Below are 19,076 nucleotides of genomic sequence, written 5' to 3'. Positions count from 1 at the left end.
AGCGCCGCTACAAACGGCGCAACCGGATCGAGATCATGTTCGGGCGTCTAAAAGACTGGCGACGTGTCGCTACGCGCTACGACAGGTGCCCTATGGCCTTCTTCTCTGCCATCGCTCTCGCCGCAACCGTTATCTTCTGGCTATGAGCAATGAGTCCTGAGCCTAAGGCCCTTGTGTGATCGATGATCGACATTTGGCATGATCTGGCGATGCGCCGCACCATAGGAGCGCAGCTTGTCGGTAATCATCCGCTTCGGCGCGACGCCCTGCTTCTTCAAAAGTCGAGCCAGCAATCGCTTGGCCGCCTTGGTATTGCGGCGGGCCTGGACGATCTCGTCAAGCACATAGCCATCCTGATCAACAGCGCGCCACAACCAGTGTTTCCTGCCGGCAATGGTGATGACCACCTCGTCGAGATGCCACACGTCATTCCGGCTGGGCTTCTTGCGATGAAGGCGACGTGCATAGTCTGGGCCGAACTTCTTTACCCAGCGGCGGATCGTTTCATAGGAGACGACAATGCCACGCTCCAGCAGCATTTCTTCGACAAGACGCAGGCTCAGCGGAAATCGGAAGTAGAGCCACACTGCGTGTGCGATGACCTGGGGAGGGAAACGATGGCGCTTGTAGCTGATGGATGAGGTGTTCATCCAGGTGCGTATATCACAATGCTACTCACAAGCCGTTACCGTGACATCGCCCCGACAACTATCTGGCCATAACAAAGACCTCACGCGCAACCGCCACCCGCGATTTGCAGGATCTGGTCGACAAGGGTGCGTTGACGCGCAGCGGTCAGCTTCGATCCACCCGATACGCCCTGAACTGGAGGCCACATGGACATAAATAACGTATTGTTAGTAAACACATATTTTCGCGATACGAAACCAAATATAGTCATTGTTTTCGCTACCATGACCTCAATCATATGAGTCCTCAACCCCCGATAAGTAATGTTTATCGGGGGTTATAAAGGCCCAGAGGATCAACCTTGTTTTGATACCCCTGCCCTGCTCATCACTCACACATGATGCGGTTTAGCCGTCAGATCAACTCCCAGCGCGCGCATCACCGCCAAAGTCGTCTTCAAAGTGGGATTGCCGCGCTCACTAAAAGAACGATAAAGCTGCTCACGTGATATTCAATACAAATGCCACCTTACAAGTGGCGCCTAACGTCCCTACGTCCATGCAAAATACGCACAATAAGCAGATCCCTCCCCTGCTCGCGAAAATAAATAACGTGTGACCCGACAGCATATTTAAAATAACCGGCGCGGATATCGGTCTTTCGACCCCGCTTGCTGCCCTCCTTTAATCCTTCGAACGTATCGATCACATCGTGAATATACCTGTGAGCCTGCTCCAGTGACCATTTATGTAAAGAGTAAAGCCAGATCTCTTCGAGGTCAGCCTCTGCCAGCGGAGTTAGCCTATACCCATCAAAGCGCATGCTTTGACTTCATTTTGTTCAAGAAGTGCTCTCGGTCAAGCGGCTGTGGTTCACCTGATTCTTCACCCGCGATCAAAGCATCCTGTAAAGACTTAACGCGAGCTTCATGCTCCTCTAGAAGACGAAGTCCAGCGCGGACGACATCGCTGGCGGAACCATAGCGTCCGCCCTTAACTTGGGTATCAATGAAGTTGACGAAATGATCACCAAGGGTAACAGACGTATTTCGAACCATAACTAACTCCTTTACCCCATTGTACCAATATTTGGTACATGAACAAGTTCTATGATAATTCGTGGCTATGAAAACGCGATGAACGGTTGTGAGAGATCCAACAGGCGGCGCTATAAAGAACCACTTAAAATACCAAGAAACTCTGTCCATGACCAACCTACGGGTGCCCTGAGCCCCTAAGTTTCCTGCAGTTTTTTTTGGTAGAGTCCGTCACGACAATGAGGAGACGGACGTATGAAGCGTTCACGGTTCACTGCAGAGCAGATTATCAGAATCTTGAAAGAGCAGGAGGCAGGTTTGCCGACTGCTGAAGTTTGCCGCAAGCACGGGATCAGCAGTGCGAGCATCTACAAATATAAGGCCAAATATAGTGGGATGGATGTATCTGACGCCCGCAAGCTGAAGGCTCTAGAAGATGAGAATGCTAAGCTGAAGAAGCTGCTGGCGGAGACGATGTTGGATATTGCCATTTTGAAGGATGTCGCTTCAAAAAAATGGTGACGCCCGACGCGAAGCGAGATGCAGTGGCTCATGCCTGTGCAGCGCATGGAGTGAGCCAACGTCGGGCGTGTTCTGTGTTGTCGGTTGACCGGTCAAGCATGCGATACCGCAGCATCCGTCCTGACGATGCTCATATCCGGGAGGTTATGAAGACGGTGGCCGCTGAGCGTCGTCGCTTCGGTTATTGCCGCATTCACGTTATGCTCGAACGGCAAGGGTTGGTTATGAACCTCAAGAAGCTCAGGCGACTTTACAAAGAAGAGCGGCTGACTGTTCGCAAGCGTGGTGGCCGTAAACGAGCTTTGGGCACCAGACGACCGCTTGCCATGCCATCACGCCCCAATGAACGCTGGAGCCTGGATTTCGTCAGCGACGCTTTCACTAATGGCCGCAGGTTCTGCGTGCTGACGGTCGTTGATGAGTTCACGCGTGAGTGCTTGGCATTGGTTGCGGATACATCGCTGTCGGGCCGAAGGCTCAGCAGGGGGCTGGATGCAATCATCACGCAAAGGGGAAAGCCCCGAACGATTGTTTCCGACAACGGCACGGAAATGACCAGCATGGCCATCCTGAAATGGTGTCAGGATAATCACGTCGAATGGCACTACATTGCACCCGGCAAGCCGATGCAGAACGGGTTTGTGGAAAGCTTCAACGGTAGTTTCCGCGACGAATGCCTGAACGAGACTTTGTTCTCATCGCTCGCTCAGGCGCGCACCCAAATCAAAGCATGGAAGGAGGATTACAACTGCAACAGGCCACATTCTTCTTTGGGTAACATCACGCCCAACGAGTTCGCAATGAAAATGGCTCTGGAAAAACGAGCCGCATAAGGTCAGATCATAAACCCAAGACTCTACCAAAAACTGGAGGGAGCTTGGGGCTCAGGTCAAACCGCACGTCTTTTTGGCCATATCTTATCGGACGATCATTATTCTGAATAGGGTCAAGCCTGATCTTGCTTTACCGATATGAATTTTTGTTAAACGACATTAACACGTGGCAAATTTCATTTACCCTTGACCTTGCAATCATATTATAGCTCAGACAATTATGACTACCGCTCTAAAACTATCAACCTCAGAGAGCCCCCATGCCTGCTAAATTTATAATAAATCCTCCAGTATTTTTCGGAGCTATTATTATCATCGGAATATTCTTAGCTGTAGGTGTTGTTGTCCCTGATCGCGCTGCCACTATTTTCGCGCAACTTCAGCAAACTATCCTAACCAATTTCGGCTGGTTTTATTTGCTATCAGTCGGCATTTTTCTTATCAGTGTTTTGCTCATCTGTTTAGGGCGCCATGGTCGCTTAAAACTTGGACCTGATGATGCAACGCCGGATTTCAGCTTTATATCATGGATTGCAATGCTGTTTGCGGCTGGCATGGGCATTGGTCTGATGTATTATGCAGTTGGTGAGCCGATGACGCATTTTATGGCTCCGCCAACCGCAGAGCCACGCTCGGTTGCCGCAACCCGTGAAGCGATGGCGGTTACTTTTTTCCATTGGGGCATTCACGCTTGGGCAATTTATGCTGTGGTTGGCCTTTCACTGGCCTATTTTGGTTATCGATATAATTTACCACTCACCATTCGCTCCGGCCTTTATCCATTGCTAAAAGAACGCATTAACGGACCGATTGGTCATGCCGTGGATATTTTTGCCATTGTCGGCACTATGTTCGGGATTGCAACATCAATGGGGCTCGGTGTTTCGCAAATGAATGCCGGTTTGAATTACCTGCTCGGTGTGCCTATCAGCTTGGAAATTCAATTGCTATTGGTTGCAGCCGTTACTTGCCTAGCTACAGTTTCTGTCGTTACAGGGCTTGATAAAGGCGTTAAAATTCTATCCGAAACAAATCTGCTATTTGCAGTTTTGTTAATGTTATTTGTCTTGGTTGTAGGGCAAACAACTGAAATTTTCCGTGATTTTGTACAAAATATCGGCCTTTATCTTGATACAATCGTGCTGCGCACTTTTAATATTTATGCTTATGAACCAACGCCTTGGATTGATGCATGGACATTATTTTACTGGGCATGGTGGATTTCATGGTCACCTTTTGTAGGCATGTTTATTGCCCGTATTTCACGTGGGCGCACGGTTCGCGAATTTGTAACAGCCGTTCTTTTTATTCCGGCTGGTTTTACATTCTTCTGGATGACGGTTTTTGGCAATTCAGCCATCATGATCGACACCACAGTCGCCAGCGGTAAGTTGGGTGCGGAGATTACAGCCGATGTGTCAGTCGGCCTGTTTTATTTCTTCGAATATCTGCCATGGCCAACACTCACGTCCGCTTTAGCGATTGTTTTGGTGGCAATTTTCTTTGTAACATCAGCGGATTCCGGCTCCTTGGTTATCGATGCAATTGCGGCAGGCGGCGAGACCGAAACGACTACAGGTCAGCGTGTTTTCTGGTGTGCATTAGAAGGTGTCGTAGCTGCTAGTCTGTTGATTGCTGGTGGCTTAAATGCGCTTCAATCAGCAACAATTGCGAGTGCCTTACCATTTAGCATCGTTATACTTGCACTTGTCTGGTCGCTTTTCAAAGGTATGAAAGCCGACTTGGCACAAAGAGAGGCACAGGCAACCATTCCATCGCCACCAAGTGTACAACCAGCCTCTGGTTTGACATGGCAGCGCAGATTGTCCTTAATTTTGCACGCACCGTCTAAACAAGAAGTAGCCAACTTCATAAATGGCACCGCCAAAGACGCACTCAATGCCGTTACCAAAGAGCTGAACAATCGCGGCCGTGAAACCATCGTGGACGAAGATGAGAATGGGTCGATTACCCTGCGTTCCACGGCTGAAGGCATGCGCGATTTTATCTATGGTATCATGCCGGTTCAGCAAGTCGCCCCAGCCTATTCAACATTAGGTGTCGGTAAGCCAACTTACCGATATGAAGCACGTACCTACTTTTCCAGTGGCGGTCGTGGCTATGATGTAATGGGCTTTAACCGAGAGCAGCTGATTGCCGATATTTTAGTTCAGTTCGAACGTTATCTGGCTCTTGTTCACACCCCAGAAACCCAACTGGTTCACAGCGCACCGGAACATTCAAGCTCAGAATTAGGCTAATCAGGAAATGGGTGAATTGATACAAATTTGCTACTTCACCCGCTTTTTCTCAAATTCGTTCCAAGGCATGAGGCCTTCGATTTGGACTTGCTTCGTAAAAGTGGAGAGGTTTTTGTATTAAACTACCGTTCTCTCGAAGTGAGCTGGGCTCATATAGTCGAGCGCGGACTGCCGTAAGTTCCATTTGAAAGAGACCAAGCTGAGCGTATAAGTGCCAGCATCACAAGGTCAGCGCGCTGGACTTGGGCTGTCCGATCTTTGACCCGAAATCGTTCAGCAGTTTGTAGGCCGGCTTGCGCGCCTCGGGAAAAGGTTCGGCCTCGATGATGTGTCCCACGCGCAGTTCGACCTTTGCGAAGTCATCCCATGAAATTGTCGTCATGATGGTTACTGCCAGAGCGTTGGAAGATGGTGATGTGATTCCTGACCGCGGCTGGTGTTGCGCCCTCAGGCCGGGTTTGTTGAAGGCACCGGATTCGTTCGACTGCGCGCCCGCACCTGCAAGGTGATGCACACCAGGCAGGCGAAGATGAGCGCAACGCCCACCCAACCCATTGGGGGCAGCTTCTCGCCCACGATGACAGCGGCAAGCGCCGCCGCGACGACCGGCTCCAACAAGGTGATCGTGGTGGCCGTGCTGGCCGCAATGCGAGCCAGCCCGTGGCCGAAGCAGACATAACCCAGGAACATCGGCACCAAGGCCATGTAGATGCCTACGGCGGCGTTGTTCCATGAAGTCAGGAACGGCGCACCCGTTGCGAACAGCACTGGCATCAGCAGCAGTCCGCCAATGCCGAAGATCGCGCCCATTGCTGCCCGCGAGGGGATACGGCGCTGCATCAGGCGACGGGCCGCCCAAGAATACAGCGCATAGGTCAAGCCCGCGGGCAGGTCCAGAGCGCAATCCAGCTCAACGCCTAGAGCGATGGAAGCGCCCGGTTTGGCAAAGCAGACCGGAATGAGAGGCAGGGCCCAGGTATGGCAACTTGTTGACGGACCCGCCACTCGTCATATAGCATCAAAGATGGGCCTGGCTTAACCATCCAGCCTCAACTGCACCCCCAAGAGCGGATCGATCTTCGGATCGGTCCGTTTTTGTTTTCTGGGAACGGTAGTATTTTAACTTGGTCATTAACTGACGAGATCAATCTTAAAAGTAAGTTTGAGTACGTAAACAGAACTGTACCTAGGCCGCGGTTTTTTTGATATTGATGACATTATCACCTGCTTGAGGTGTTTTCGGGGAACGGGAATTAACGATTAATGAGCATCCTAAAAGCTGACTGTTCTGATCACCAGCAACGTTCCCAAGCGCTCGATACATTGGCTGCAATCCTACCCATAGATCGCCGCGATCGGCTGGCTGAGCTGTTAACTGATCAAGATGTGGAAACATTGCGTCACCTTGCAGAGCAAGGCATTGGCGAGAACAGTCTGCGCGCTTTGACCTCTGATTTAGCTTATCTGGAAGCGTGGGCCCGCGCTGCAACGGGACATCCCCTCCCCTGGCCCGCACCAGAAGCACTACTGCTCAAATTTGTCGCCCATCATTTGTGGCGACCAGAACAACGCGAAACTGATCCCAACCATGGCATGCCAACCCATGTGGAAAAGGAATTGCGCCAGCAGGGTCTTTTGCGTGTCCGAGGACCCCATGCTTCTTCCACCGTACGGCGTCGACTGGCCAACTGGTCAACCCTTACTCGCTGGCGTGGACTTGAGGGTTCTTTTACTGCCCCTTCCCTGAAGTCTGCGATCCGCCTTGCTGTCCGAGCCATCAATCAGCCTAGAACCCGCAAGAGCGCCAATGCCATCACCGCCGACGTTTTAACAAAAATGCTTGCTACTTGTGATGGCAACGATCTTCGCGCTCTGCGGGATCGCGCCATCTTAATGGTGGCCTTTGCCTCTGGTGGCCGTCGCAGAAGTGAGATAGCCGGATTACGCGTCGGTCAGCTCATTGAACAAGAACCGATTACAATCGATAACAGCCCTTCCCTGCCCTCTCTGGCCATTCATCTGGGCCGGACCAAAACCAGCTCCGCGGATGAAGATGCTCTGGTTTACTTAACTGGCAGACCGGTTGAAGCACTGCAAGCTTGGTTGAAAGCTGCCAACATTGCTCACGGTGCTGTGTTTCGCAAAATTGATCGCTGGGGCAATGTTTCGGTACGCGCCTTAGAACCCAGCGCTATTAATGCGATCGTCAAACAACGCGCCAAACTAGCCGGACTTGAACCACGAGCTTTCTCAGCACACGGCCTACGGGCGGGTTATCTCACGGAAGCTGCCAATCGCGGCATTCCTCTTCCCGAGGCCATGGAACAATCCCGCCATCGCTCTGTTCAGCAAGCATCCGATTATTACAACAGTGCCCAAAGACGCTCAGGACGGGCAGCGAGACTGCTGTAATCGCTTTGGAGCTTAATTCCCGACTCTAGGTGGAAGAATTGCTCCACCTTCAACGGAATCATTAATAAGATAATGGCCCGTTTGTTCTCATCTGAGAACTGATGCTCGCCACAATTAAGGGGGACTTCCCAAAGCTTTTCAGTTTATATACGGGATATATTACTGTTAACTTTTCATTAACATTAAATCAGTTGACGACTCACCTTATTCGAGCCATTCTAACGCTCATTATGCCAAATAACTGGTTAGAGCGTTTTTAATGGTCATCACCGCCAATATTATAAATAGCACGAATAATAACGATAAGTCGCTGACCCGCTTGATCGAGACCGATGCCGATATTCTTAGCGCTCAGCTCGGACAATTACGAGCGCGCGCTTTTCCGCCTCTAGCTCAGAAAGAATTACGGAAATTTGCACCTGGGGAAGCAGCAAAGCTCATAGGAATCAGTGATGCGTATTTGCGGACTTTAGCGAATGATGGCGTAATTAGTGGTACTGAAAAAAACGCAGCGGGTCGCCGTCTCTATACACTTGAGCAAATACACACAATCCGCCGACATCTTAGCAAAAACAAACAAAGTTATAACAAGCACCGTAGATCAGCGGACCGCCTTCAAACAATTGCCGTGACTAATTTTAAAGGCGGCTCTGGCAAGACGACAACAGCGGCTCACCTGGCTCAGTTCCTTGCTCTTCATGGATACAGAGTACTCGCTGTCGACCTTGACCCGCAGGCATCTTTATCTGCTCTTTTCGGCATTCAACCAGAATTTGATCTTGAACCGAACCAAACATTATATGGAGCAATTCGTTATGATGAAAATCAGCAGCCTTTGAGCTCCATAATTCAGCCCACTTATTTTAACGGCCTTCACATTATCCCTGGCAATCTTGAATTGCAGGAGTTTGAACATGAAACGCCTCGGGCTCTGACCTCATCTTCACGCTCAGCAGATAAACTCTTTTTTACTAGAGTTGCATCTGCACTAAAAAGCGTAGAAGACAATTATGATATTGTAGTTCTCGATTGCCCTCCCTCACTTGGTTATCTGACGCTATCGGCTCTTTGTGCCGCAACATCAGTTCTGGTCACGATCCATCCTCAAATGCTGGACGTTGCATCCATGAGTCAGTTCCTTCAGATGACCGCCGGGTTATTTGATGTGGTAGAAAAAGCTGGCGGCAACGCTAATTATGATTGGTTTCGTTATGTACTAACTCGTTTCGAACCTAACGATAGTTCCCAGTCTCAGATTGCCGGTCTTCTTCGCGGACTGTTTGGCGATCGGGTTCTTACAAGTTCAATGGTGAAATCCGCCGCCATTTCTGATGCCGGTATAACCAAGCAAACCCTGTATGAAGTGGGTAGGGAGAACTTTCATCGCCAGACTTATGATAGGGCAATGGAATCGCTCAATGCGGTAAACCAAGAACTGGAAGAACTAATTAGAAGTGCCTGGGGACGGCCATGAACAAACGGCGTGATGTGTTACGTGAGCTTTTAACACCGGTGACATCTGAGCAATTGTTCTCAGCTGAGAACAATCTCAAGAAGCCTCAAATCACTTCTGGTGCACTGCAAAGTATGAATGACGCAATCACTGGCTTGTCTCGAGAGGCAGACGAACTTCGTGAAGCTGTCGCAGGTGGTTATTCGATCATTGAGGTCGATACTGCATTAATCGACCCATCCTTTGTTAAGGACCGACTTGATGAATTTTCTGGCCCCGATTTTGAGGCTTTGGTAGAGAGCATCCGCACCAATGGTCAGGGGGTTCCGGTGCTTCTCCGCCCCAATCCGGAAAAAGTGGGCCGATATCAAATAGCTTACGGACATCGACGCGTCGCGGCACTGAAACAGCTTGGCAAAAAAGTAAAATCTTTCATCAGAAACCTTACCGATGACGAGCTTATTATTGCTCAAGGTAATGAAAATTTGGAGCGAAAAGATCTTACTTTCATAGAGAAAGCGTTTTTTGCCAAAAAGTTAGAAGACCGAGGGACCGCCAGATCAGTCATTTTAGCGACATTCGGCACCTCCTCCAGAGGTGTTCTTTCCGAGATGATCAGCCTTGCCCGGAAAATTCCAGAAAACATAGTTCATAAAGTTGGTTCAGCGCCCGGTGTTGGACGGCCCAAATGGGATGAGCTAGCAACTCTGCTTCAAAGCTATGGAGGCCAACTAGATGATATTTTGGAATCGGAAGCTTTTTTGCGGTGTAATAGTGCCCAACGATTTGAAATTATTTTATCTGCACTGAGGCCACTCCGAGAGAAAACTTCGCCACCAAAAGTTTTAAACTGGGATTCTGCAGATGACTTAGTGCGTGTTAGATCGAGAACCAAAAACAAAGCCTATGCAGTTGAGTTCAGTCAGGCTGAGGGTAAGGCCTTTGGAGAGTGGATCTCGGCAAGAATCGACCGTCTGTATGAGCAATATCAAAAGGATAAGGATAACAAATAGAAAGTTCAATACAAAAGAAAAAGGCCCCCAGAACGTTGCCGTCGTGGAAGCCGATCTCAGATTAGACACCTAGAGAATCGCATTTCCATGATTTCATGTCAAGTCCTTTGGCGTCATTTTGGCGGGTGGATTTCTTTTGCCTCATGAAAGGGTGAGAGGAAATGCGCAGTTTTCAGAGAATAACGTCCATTGTGAATGGGCGAACGGAACCACTTGGTCAAAATTCAGCACGGTCGAATGCCGCTGCAAGGGCAGAGCAGGCCAGGGGGATCAATCGCTGGGAAATCTACAAGCAGTTATGTCTCGCAAAAGCAGAATTCAGCCTCAATGACCGCAGCCTTGCGGTTTTAAGCTCACTTCTGTCTTTCCTTCCGGAAGACGAGATGAATGATAAAAATGGGCTGGTGGTGTTTCCGTCTAATCGGCAATTGTCCCTACGGGCTCACGGCATGCCAGAGTCGACCTTGCGTCGGCATCTTGCCGCACTCATCAAGGCAGGGATCATCCTGCGCAAGGACAGTCCTACACGCAAACGCTATGCTCATAAGAACTCGGAAGGGGTCGTAGAGCTGGCTTTTGGTTTTTCCTTTGCGCCTCTGTTGGAAAAGGCCAGTGAGATCGCACAGGCAGCAGGGCGTATCCAGGCAGAACAACGCGCGTTGAGAAAGCTGCGTGATGAAGTCTCGATCATTCGTCGTGAGATAGCAGCGTTTTTCAATGAGGAAACCAATAGTCCTCGGTCGCCTGAGTTTGAAGCCTTGTTTTTAGGCTTTCGCGCTGTGGTGGATGCCATCCCGCGCCGACCTTCTTTGACCGAGCTCAATGCAATCAAGGCTGAATTGAACGCTTTAGTACTAGAACTCGATAAAGCATTGAATAACAATGACAATACCAATGAAATGAGCGCCACCGACGCTCAAAATGAGCGGCGCTATATTGAATCCCTTACAGAATCCCATATTGAAACTAATAAACATGAATTGATTGCTTTGAAGGAAACTTCTTCGGAAAGCCCAGTCACTAAGAAATCCGAAGTAAAAGAGTCTCATCAGCGACCTTCTGCACTTTGTCTTGAACACGTGCTGCGCACATGTCCGGATATTCGTGAATATAGCCCCAATGGCATTGGTTCATGGCGAGAGTTTCGCGATGTCACTCAAATAGTCTCGGGTTTCTTAGGCATCAGCCACTCAGCCTATCAGGAAGCTATCCAATATATGGGAGTAACAACCGCTTCGGCTGCCATTGCCTGGATTTTGCAGAAACTCTCCACCATCAAGTCGCCAGGCGGCTATTTGCGATCCCTCACACAGAAGGCGAGGGCAGGGGACTTCGCCATCAATGAGCTTCTATATGCAGGATTAAAGCGTACCAGGGAGTAAGCTCAACACGATTATGAAGTCTTGGCTTATGGAGAGAGGTAGAATGCGATGGTTGGCAATGCAAAAATTCAAACGTCATATGGTTCAGCATGAAACAATGGCTCTGTGGGTACGGTCGAGGCCGAAGAACAGATTATCGATGCACAGTTCGTCGCCTGCGCTCGCTGAAGCTTTCGACATGGCCATTCTGCATCGGCAGCCCTATTGCGATGTGGTGCTACTTGACTTGTGATTTTTCGACTAGGCAAGGATGGCATACGAGTAAGTTCGGTGCCACTGTCGGGTAAACCGCCCTGCGTTTGTCTGAGCCCCCAAACTCGAGAGAATTAAGCTTATGACATGCAAGTGAACAATCAAGTTTCGTCTGAAGTCCGTCAACGTGCCTTTCGTATGGTACTAGATCTGAACCGTACCGGGTTTGCCGGAGGCCATTTATTTTAAGTTATGCTGCCCATGCTGGTTCGTCCAGCATGGAGTAGTATCGTTCTTCGGCCTCGGCTGGCGGTATGTTGCCGATTGGCTCCAGAAGACGGCGGTTATTGAACCAATCTACCCATTCCAGTGTGGCGAACTCCACAGCTTCGAAGTTGCGCCATGGCCCTCGCCGGTAGATGACCTCTGCCTTGTAAAGACCGTTGATTGTTTCGGCGAGCGCGTTGTCGTAACTATCGCCGACGCTTCCGACAGATGGCTCGATGCCCGCCTCCGCTAAACGCTCAGAGTACTTGATCGACAGGTATTGTGAACCACGGTCGGAATGATGAACCAACCCTCCGCGATGGACAGGCCGACGATCATGAATTGCTTGTTCAAGAGCGTCGAGCACGAAATCCGTATGCGCCGTCCGACTGGTTCGCCAGCCAACGATGCGGCGGGCGAAAGCGTCAATGACAAAGGCGACATAGACGAAGCCTTGCCAGGTCGCCACGTATGTGAAATCGGATAACCACAGCATGTTCGGTGCGGGCGCATAGAACTGCCGGTTCACTCGGTCAAGCGGGCACGGCGTAGTTTTGTCTGACACCGTGGTTTTGACTGGTTTACCACGAATGATGCCTTGAAGACCCATAGACCTCATAAGTCGAGCTACAGTGCAGCGGGCAACATCGAAGCCTTCACGCTTCAATTGCCGCCAAACCTTGCGAACGCCATAAACGCGGAAGTGTTGCTCGAAGACACGACGTATCTCGATCTTCAGGCTGATATCGTTGCGGGAGCGGACCGACAGCCGGTTGACGTCCAGGCGCTTGGCAACGTTCTCGTAGTAGGTTGACGGGGCAATCGGCAATAATCTGCAGATCGGCTCGACCCCAAACACGCCACGGTATTCGTCGATGAATGAAATCATCGTTTGAAGGGGCGGTCGAGTATCCGTCTTGGTCAAGGGCGATCAGGCAGCCAATCTCGCCTCTCACGCAGCAAAGTGTTTGCAAGGACGATGATGCGCCGCATGATGGCGGTAATGGCGACTTTCTTCGCTTTGCCGGCCTTTAGCAACTGCTGATACTTGTCGTGGAGGTCCCGGTTGAAACGGATGGCGACAAGTGCGGGCATGTAGATCGCGCGCCGAATGGATGAGCGTCCGCCGGTAATCCGCTCCTTGCCCTGCCACTTTCCAGATTGCTGCGTCATTGGCGCAAGTCCGGCGAGAGCGGTGATCTTCTTGCCCTCGAGGTGCCCAAGCTCCGGCATGTCGATCAGCATGGTGGTTGCGGTCAGACGACCAATCCCCGGAATGGTCATCAATCGGCGGATGCGCTCTTCAAGGGTGCCTCGCTGCCTGGCGATCTGCGCAATGACCTCATCAAGCGCTTGAATATCGGCACCGATGTCCTCAATGCGGCGGCCAAGCTGTTCTCGTACAAGCGGGTTCCGTGCAGTAGCAAGCCGCGTCTTCGCGGTCACCTGATCTTTGACCAAAGCGCGGCGGGCAGTCAGCAACTCTCTGAGATCATGAACATCCTCGCCCTCGACGACTTGAGGCCTCAGTTCAAGCACAACGCCCATGCGTGCCAGCATTCTGGCGTCGACGCTATCGGTTTTTGCCAATCGCCCAATAGCTTGCGCAAAGCGCCGCGCCTGCTTTGGATTAACTTTGATGAAGGGCAGCCCTGTCAGACTCAGATGTCGCTCGAGCCCCCGATGATAGGCACCAGTCGCCTCGAAGACGATGAGAACGTCTTCCTCCTTTCCCAGCCAGTCGCACAATTGCCCGAAACCCTCGGGCGTATTGGGCAGGCAACATGCCTCCGTCCGGGAATGCCAGAACGCGTCAAGACGGTCTTTCGACACGTCGATGCCGATGGTATCCTTGGCCATCTTTTCTTCCTACCTATGCTTGTCGTTCGGGACCGCAGCCCACGTATCCGTTCAGGTCGTTAGAAAAGACGGGGGCTCGTCAAACTCGACCGCGGTCCTTCAAGACCAAGCTCCGCACGACGCCACCCCCGTCGCTGCCCCGCAGTTTGCGATGCTGGGCAGCGGCTCCCTTTTGCCTCAGGAGCCCGGAATCTCATAAGACAAGCTCCGCCTGGGCAAAATAAGCAGACGCTTTGCGTAATATCTCATTGGCCTGACGAAGCTCGCGATTCTCTCGCTCAAGAGCCTTCATCTTCTCGGCGACATCGCTCGGCAGGCCTGCTCGTTTACCAGTGTCGACCTCGGTCTTCTTGACCCACTCATGCAGGGTGGCTGGCGAACAACCAATCTTGGCAGCGATTGATGAAACGGCAGCCCACCGAGAAGGGTGCTCTGCTTCGTGATCCAGCACCATACGAATAGCACGTTGACGGACTTCAGGTGAAAACTTGTTCGTAGTTTTGCTCATAGTGGCCCCAATCTCTCAGAAGTTGGAGCCTCCGGCAAACCCGGTACGGTTCAGATTACAACTGCAGCAGGCCACATTCTTCTTTGGGTAACATCACGCCCAACGAGTTCGCAATGAAAATGGCTCTGGAAAACGAGCCGCATAAGGTCAGATCATAAACCCAAGACTCTACCAAAAACTGGAGGGAGCTTGGGGCTCAGGCCAAATTCACTGACCCCAGAATCTCAAGTCTCTAAAACAATGTAAAACAGACTTAAAAATTTGAGCCATGAATTACATTGAAGAACTTATGACCTTGCCGTTTACATATTTGTTTTTCAAAATAAAAAAGATAAAAACCGCCCCCCGTTCTTTGCAGATAAAAGATATTATCCTTGTAATGCCCGCATCTTTCGACCTCCTTTACTTCGAAACAAAGGATAACTTTGATGAGGTGAAGTGCAAAATAGGGAGATTGCTCGGTATTTTTTTAAGGTCATACTTAATACTAGGGTTAGCGGTCTTAGACCCGACCCTGAGAACCCTACACATCAATCGATATTCACCAGCTATGAATTATCATTTTTAAGCAAGAGAGCGACCAGTTCGACTTGTCTGCGAGTTTCGGTCTTTTGAAATATATTGCGAATATGAAAAGCAACCGTCGACCTTGTGATACCGAGTTCAGACGCGATTTGAGTCAAACTTTTGCCTTCTGTCAGCGCCTGAGCTATCCGAATTTCCGCGGGAGTAAGACCATATGATTGAGATCGTAAAGTGACATCAGGCGCGCCCGGTTCCGTTGGCCGCGCTGAGCGGATCCGATCAATTTGGCGTAAACGCGCATCAACGGTCGCGAGCAGAAGATCATAATCGATGGGTTTTACAAGATAATCATCGGCTCCCAGTCGCTTCCCCTCGACGATATGGCGAGAATCGGCAAGCGCCGAGAGAAAGACAAACGGAATTTCAGCGTAATCCCCTCCTCTGTCCTGCAGCGCCTTGAGCACGTCATAACCGTTGAGGCCTGGCATAGAAATATCGCAAAGAATTAAATCCGGGCAGACCTCGGTCAACTTCTGAAGCGCTTGCTGACCATTATCGGCTTCAAACACTTCATAACCTGCCTCGATCAATTCATCCCTTATGTCACGCCGCAGCTGCGCCTCGTCCTCAATGCAGAGAATGGTAATACGCTCTTGACCCGAAGTTGGTATTTGCGTCATGCTGTTTCCTTCCGGTGTTTCATAGCCGCTACAAAGCCGGAATCAGCAACGCTACGGGGCAGCAACATCGCCAGTTGGATAAGGTTCGGATCGGAATTTTGCAGTTGCACGTCTCCGCCCTGCAAGCGAGCCAACATTCTCGCCATGTAAAGTCCAACACCGATACCCGGCCGGCCTTCACTGTTACGGCCGCGATAATAACGGTCAAACAAGGCTTCTGGCTCGAACGAACCCGCTGATGACCCAATGTTGGTCACGACGCATTCAATATGCGTTTCCCTGTTGGCAAAATTAATGGTTATCGGCGTAGCGTTTTGGGAATACTTCACGGCATTGGAAAGCAAATTGGTGAGAATGTGTTCCGCATGTACGGGATCACAACAGGCGGTGGGAGTAAACCCATCCGGCAACATCACCTTAATACGTTTCAAACCGTCGTCTTCTGTTAGTCGGGAACAGATCTCAGTTACAAGATCGCCGAGATTGCAGATTTGATTGCGAACCTCAATTTGGCTCGCATCAAGGCGCGCCGCATCAAGAGTGCTTTCAACCAATTTAACCAGTCGTGCAATTGCACCACGGGCTTCTTTGCACCGTTCCATTACTTCTGCGGCGGTAAGCATGTCACTCCGACGCATCAGGCGCTGAAGTGCAGAATCGACAAGCGCAAGTGGGGTGCGGAATTGATGCGAGATCATCGTGCCGAAGTTGCGATAGAGCTCGGCCGTCGTCCGCTCCCGTATCAGAGCTGCGTCAAGCTCCTGCGTGCGTGCCCGTACCATTTGCTCCAAATGGTCCCGGTGGTTGGCAATCTCGCGCTGCGCTGCTCTTCGTTCGGTCACATCCGAGATCAGCAAGATCGCACCAATTATACGCTCCGCATCACGCAGCGCGAAACAACGCAAATCGACATAAAGAGGTTCGGAGTCATGAGATGGAAAAAACGGTTGATCCAGCAATGTGATCGCTTGCCCTTGAAATGCATTTCCAATTGCTTGCTCGACCCTGTTTACCGCAAAAAAGCCAGAGAGTTCGTTCAGCAATGCACCGACGGCAGGATTAATGCAAAGGCCAAATAGTCGCTCGGCGGCTTCATTCCAAACCGTGCAACGCCGATCCCTATCCACGGCGACAATGGCTTCGCCACTCGAAGCAATCAACAGTTCTGAAAAGGCTTTTTCTTTGTTGAGAAGTCGCGTTCGTTGTTGTGCGTCGCGGATTGCTAGCAAAAAGTGGATGCACAGCACTGCACCTGCCAACGAGATGCCAATCATCGAGATAATGATTTGCCATAGCTGCTTACGCGTCGCATCAAGTGTCGCGCCCAAGCCTTCCCATTCGGCTACCATTGCCTTGTTTGCCGCATCAGTAAGAGCTGCGTTATAAGGCTCAAGCAGGGCTTTGAGATTGGGCAGCGTCTCCTGTTTAACATCCTTTAGCAGTGCGTTAAGCTGGGGCAGACTTTCACGCAGGGCGTCGAGTGCCGCGGCAGCGCCAAGCGCTTCCATCTGGCGGCGTTGTGGTCCGTCATCAAGTAAGGCAAATCGGCTGAGAAACACGTTGTAACGTAATTCTAGCTGCGCAAGATCAACCTCACCGGCGATTCCGCCTGCTACGGCTTCTCCTAGCAGGAGACTGGAAATATGGGCCCGAGAGATCACCCACAGCATGTTTTGGGTAGCTTCGAAGCGCATATCCCGCTCGGTGTTCAACAGACGCAAGAGTGAAAATGTCAACAACGCGACAAACACAATGATGACCAAAACCGGCAGAGCAACGCCGACAAATGCCCTCACAGTCTGGTTCATCGTATGTCTAGCCATCGCAATTGCCAGACCCAGCGATAATCAAAGCGGATATCTTGCAATTCTACATGCTGGTCACGTGGATAGACAAGCCATAGAGGCCCTTTATCGCTGGGTAATAACGGCTCCCCGTCCATTTCATAAGCCACGAGAACGTCAAACCGGTCGAATTCGGCGATTGCAATTTTAATCGTATAATCATTGAGGGCTTTCGCGGTCACGGTCGTGCCCTGAGCACCAACATATGCCAGAAGATCTCTCATCAGAAATCCCTCGAAGCGACGCACACCATCGGTGACCGCTGTGCTCGTTTCCAATTCGGCGACAGGCAAAACCTTAAGCATTTCCATGTCGAAATGCGCTCCATCTTTTACATTTGTCTTCGAGATGGCGCCGCGCACTTCAAGCATGGGAGGTGATTTGGGAGATGGCAGTAAAGATTGATCCTGACCGTTGGCTCCGGGAACAAAGTAAAAGAATGAGATGGTCAGAATAGAAAAGAAAAAGATATTCAATTCAACTCGTCTCCCCCGCTTTATTCTGTTTTTTGTAACCGGTTATTTATTTGTTTTTCAGGTTTTGGTAGTGCAAACCAATATACTCGCTTTTTTTTCATTTGTCCCTATTCAAATGAACGGGGTGTTTTTGCTTTTCTTCTGCTACGTTCTCCAAATATGAGCAAAGGGTGGAGAAACCATGTGGGATTTTAGCGTCGGTCGCGCGCTAGTAATGATGGCGCGGACCATGCCGTTTATCATTTTAAGAATGGCAGTTTATTTCGGAATTGCCGTGGGTTACATTCTAGTGACCGGGACAGGCGCTGGCATCGGTTATGGAGTCGGTGGTTTAGGTGACGATAGTTTCCAAGCCAGCAGCACAATGTGGGGCGGCATCGTTGGCTTCGGTTTATTTGGCGTGTTCATGTATTGGGCGCGGGAATACATCCTTTACCTCGTCAAGGCGGGCCATATCGCGGTTCTTGTTGAATTGATCGACGGTAAGCCGATGCCGGAGGGCAAGTCGCAGGTTAATTATGCCACCAGAGTGGTGAAAGAGCGCTTCGCCCAGGCAAGTGTACTTTTTGCCATAGATCAGCTCGTCAAGGGCGTGATTGGTGCGATTACAGGGCTAGTTCGTGGCATTCTGTCCTTTCTGCCCATACCGGGCATGCAGCAGATTGCAAGTATTTTGCACGCCTTTTTACGGGTCGCCGTGGGCTTTATTGACGAGGTTATCCTCGCATATGCAATCCGGACCAGGTCGACCAACCCTTGGGGCTCTGCACGGGAAGCACTGGTTCTGTATGGCCAAAACTATAAGGTCATGCTTAAAAACGCCGCTTGGCTGGCGGTAATTGTTTATCTCCTAAGCTTTCTCGTCTTCGTGGTCATGCTCGCACCAGCAGCGCTGGTAGTTTACCTGATGCCCGGCGCATGGGCGGCGGGCGGTTTCGTCTTTGCTCTGCTATTTGCTTGGAGCTTCAAAGCCGCACTTCTGGAGCCTTTCGCAATCACCTGCTTGATGCAAGTCTATTTCAGAACCATCGAGTACCAGCAACCAGATCCCGAATGGGATGCAAGACTGGAGCAGATGTCGGCTAAATTCCGCAAACTTAAAGCGCGCGCAATGAGCACGCCAGGTGCTCGGGAAGTAGAGCTCGATAGCGTTGCACGCCCGTCATAAGCATTCCTGCGCAG

15 protein-coding genes, 6 pseudogenes and 1 other annotated feature are annotated in these 19,076 nt (G+C 50.7%); of the genes and pseudogenes, 9 read left to right on the top strand and 12 right to left on the bottom strand.

Features of this window, described 5'->3' with window-relative positions:
- Window positions 1-146, top strand: a 146-nt coding sequence (locus tag C7374_RS14730) for a transposase (protein ID WP_146612746.1), incomplete at its 5' end; no start/stop codon positions are given.
- On the opposite strand, the pseudogene C7374_RS14725 reads toward C7374_RS14730, so the two are convergent.
- Window positions 144-650 (bottom strand): annotated as a pseudogene (locus tag C7374_RS14725) (IS6 family transposase); the annotation flags it as partial. The gene C7374_RS14730 and the pseudogene C7374_RS14725 overlap by 3 nt on opposite strands.
- 53 nt (window positions 651-703) lie before the next feature.
- On the opposite strand from C7374_RS14725, the pseudogene C7374_RS16445 reads away from it, so the two are divergent.
- Window positions 704-850: pseudogene (locus C7374_RS16445) on the top strand (DUF4172 domain-containing protein); the annotation flags it as partial.
- 171 nt (window positions 851-1,021) lie between these two features.
- On the opposite strand, the pseudogene C7374_RS16440 reads toward C7374_RS16445, so the two are convergent.
- From C7374_RS16440 to C7374_RS14705, 3 genes and pseudogenes are all read right to left on the bottom strand, one after another.
- Window positions 1,022-1,141 (bottom strand): annotated as a pseudogene (locus C7374_RS16440) (helix-turn-helix domain-containing transcriptional regulator); the annotation flags it as partial.
- 17 nt (window positions 1,142-1,158) lie between these two features.
- Window positions 1,159-1,452 carry a type II toxin-antitoxin system RelE/ParE family toxin gene (locus C7374_RS14710; protein WP_111576375.1) on the bottom strand — a complete coding sequence of 98 codons (294 nt, stop codon included), beginning with the start codon at window positions 1,450-1,452 and terminating at the stop codon, window positions 1,159-1,161.
- On the bottom strand, window positions 1,442-1,687 hold the full coding sequence (locus tag C7374_RS14705) for a type II toxin-antitoxin system ParD family antitoxin (RefSeq protein ID WP_111576374.1): 246 nt from the start codon (window positions 1,685-1,687) through the stop codon (window positions 1,442-1,444). The genes C7374_RS14710 and C7374_RS14705 overlap by 11 nt, the downstream gene beginning before the upstream one ends.
- Before the next feature lie 234 nt (window positions 1,688-1,921).
- Between C7374_RS14705 and C7374_RS14700 the strand changes: the two genes are divergently transcribed.
- Window positions 1,922-3,021 (top strand): IS3 family transposase gene (locus C7374_RS14700; RefSeq protein ID WP_374850692.1). Its coding sequence is split into 2 segments (ribosomal slippage): window positions 1,922-2,180 and window positions 2,180-3,021, totalling 1,101 coding nucleotides; the frame shifts between segments, so codons are not numbered across the junction.
- Between the two features lie 260 nt (window positions 3,022-3,281).
- A complete protein-coding gene (locus C7374_RS14695; protein WP_111576372.1) occupies window positions 3,282-5,282 on the top strand; it encodes a BCCT family transporter in 2,001 nt (666 codons plus the stop codon).
- Window positions 5,283-5,514: 232 nt separating this feature from the next.
- On the opposite strand, the pseudogene C7374_RS14690 reads toward C7374_RS14695, so the two are convergent.
- Both C7374_RS14690 and C7374_RS14685 read right to left on the bottom strand, forming a co-directional pair.
- Window positions 5,515-5,664, bottom strand: a pseudogene (locus C7374_RS14690) (tRNA-binding protein); the annotation flags it as partial.
- A gap of 65 nt (window positions 5,665-5,729) precedes the next feature.
- Window positions 5,730-6,287, bottom strand: coding sequence for a DMT family transporter (locus C7374_RS14685; protein ID WP_280970179.1), 558 nt, complete (start codon window positions 6,285-6,287; stop codon window positions 5,730-5,732).
- 258 nt (window positions 6,288-6,545) lie between these two features.
- Between C7374_RS14685 and C7374_RS14680 the strand changes: the two genes are divergently transcribed.
- The 4 genes from C7374_RS14680 (at window position 6,546) to repC (ending at window position 11,542) form a co-directional block, all read left to right on the top strand.
- A complete protein-coding gene (locus C7374_RS14680) occupies window positions 6,546-7,694 on the top strand; it encodes a site-specific integrase (RefSeq protein ID WP_111576371.1) in 1,149 nt (382 codons plus the stop codon).
- Between the two features lie 259 nt (window positions 7,695-7,953).
- The gene (gene repA, locus C7374_RS14675) at window positions 7,954-9,168 is read left to right on the top strand and encodes a plasmid partitioning protein RepA (protein WP_111576370.1); all 1,215 of its coding nucleotides are present in this window, start codon (window positions 7,954-7,956) and stop codon (window positions 9,166-9,168) included.
- Window positions 9,165-10,160 (top strand): plasmid partitioning protein RepB, encoded by a 996-nt coding sequence (gene repB, locus C7374_RS14670; RefSeq protein WP_111576369.1) that lies wholly within the window; start codon window positions 9,165-9,167, stop codon window positions 10,158-10,160. The genes repA and repB overlap by 4 nt, the downstream gene beginning before the upstream one ends.
- A 161-nt stretch (window positions 10,161-10,321) precedes the next feature.
- Window positions 10,322-11,542: a plasmid replication protein RepC gene (gene repC, locus C7374_RS14665; RefSeq protein ID WP_111576368.1), complete on the top strand. Its 1,221-nt coding sequence runs from the start codon at window positions 10,322-10,324 to the stop codon at window positions 11,540-11,542.
- A 442-nt stretch (window positions 11,543-11,984) separates the two neighbouring features.
- On the opposite strand, the pseudogene C7374_RS14655 reads toward repC, so the two are convergent.
- The 6 genes and pseudogenes from C7374_RS14655 to C7374_RS14625 all read right to left on the bottom strand — a co-directional run.
- Window positions 11,985-12,908, bottom strand: a pseudogene (locus C7374_RS14655) (IS3 family transposase); the annotation flags it as partial.
- Window positions 12,816-12,931, bottom strand: a sequence feature (AL1L pseudoknot). It overlaps the preceding pseudogene by 93 nt.
- Entirely contained in the window at window positions 12,923-13,861 is a 939-nt protein-coding gene (locus tag C7374_RS14650) for an IS110 family RNA-guided transposase (protein WP_111576366.1), read from the bottom strand. Its footprint overlaps the feature before it by 9 nt.
- Window positions 13,862-14,064: 203 nt before the next feature.
- A pseudogene (locus C7374_RS14645) lies at window positions 14,065-14,369 on the bottom strand (transposase); the annotation flags it as partial.
- Between the two features lie 548 nt (window positions 14,370-14,917).
- Complete coding sequence (locus C7374_RS14635; RefSeq protein WP_111576364.1) at window positions 14,918-15,574, bottom strand: response regulator transcription factor; 657 nt, start codon at window positions 15,572-15,574, stop codon at window positions 14,918-14,920.
- On the bottom strand, window positions 15,571-17,397 hold the full coding sequence (locus tag C7374_RS14630; protein ID WP_111576363.1) for a sensor histidine kinase: 1,827 nt from the start codon (window positions 17,395-17,397) through the stop codon (window positions 15,571-15,573). The genes C7374_RS14635 and C7374_RS14630 overlap by 4 nt, the downstream gene beginning before the upstream one ends.
- Window positions 17,379-17,894, bottom strand: coding sequence for a putative pterin-binding protein (locus C7374_RS14625; RefSeq protein WP_210205148.1), 516 nt, complete (start codon window positions 17,892-17,894; stop codon window positions 17,379-17,381). Before C7374_RS14625 ends, C7374_RS14630 begins: the two co-directional genes overlap by 19 nt.
- A 181-nt stretch (window positions 17,895-18,075) precedes the next feature.
- Here C7374_RS14625 and C7374_RS14615 point away from each other — a divergent pair, with 181 nt between their 5' ends.
- Window positions 18,076-19,062: a hypothetical protein gene (locus C7374_RS14615; protein WP_111576360.1), complete on the top strand. Its 987-nt coding sequence runs from the start codon at window positions 18,076-18,078 to the stop codon at window positions 19,060-19,062.
- Window positions 19,063-19,076 lie beyond the last annotated feature (14 nt).

Source organism: Falsochrobactrum ovis (assembly GCF_003259955.1).
GTDB lineage: Bacteria > Pseudomonadota > Alphaproteobacteria > Rhizobiales > Rhizobiaceae > Brucella > Brucella ovis_A.
This window is presented reverse-complemented; position numbering and strand designations above follow the sequence as displayed.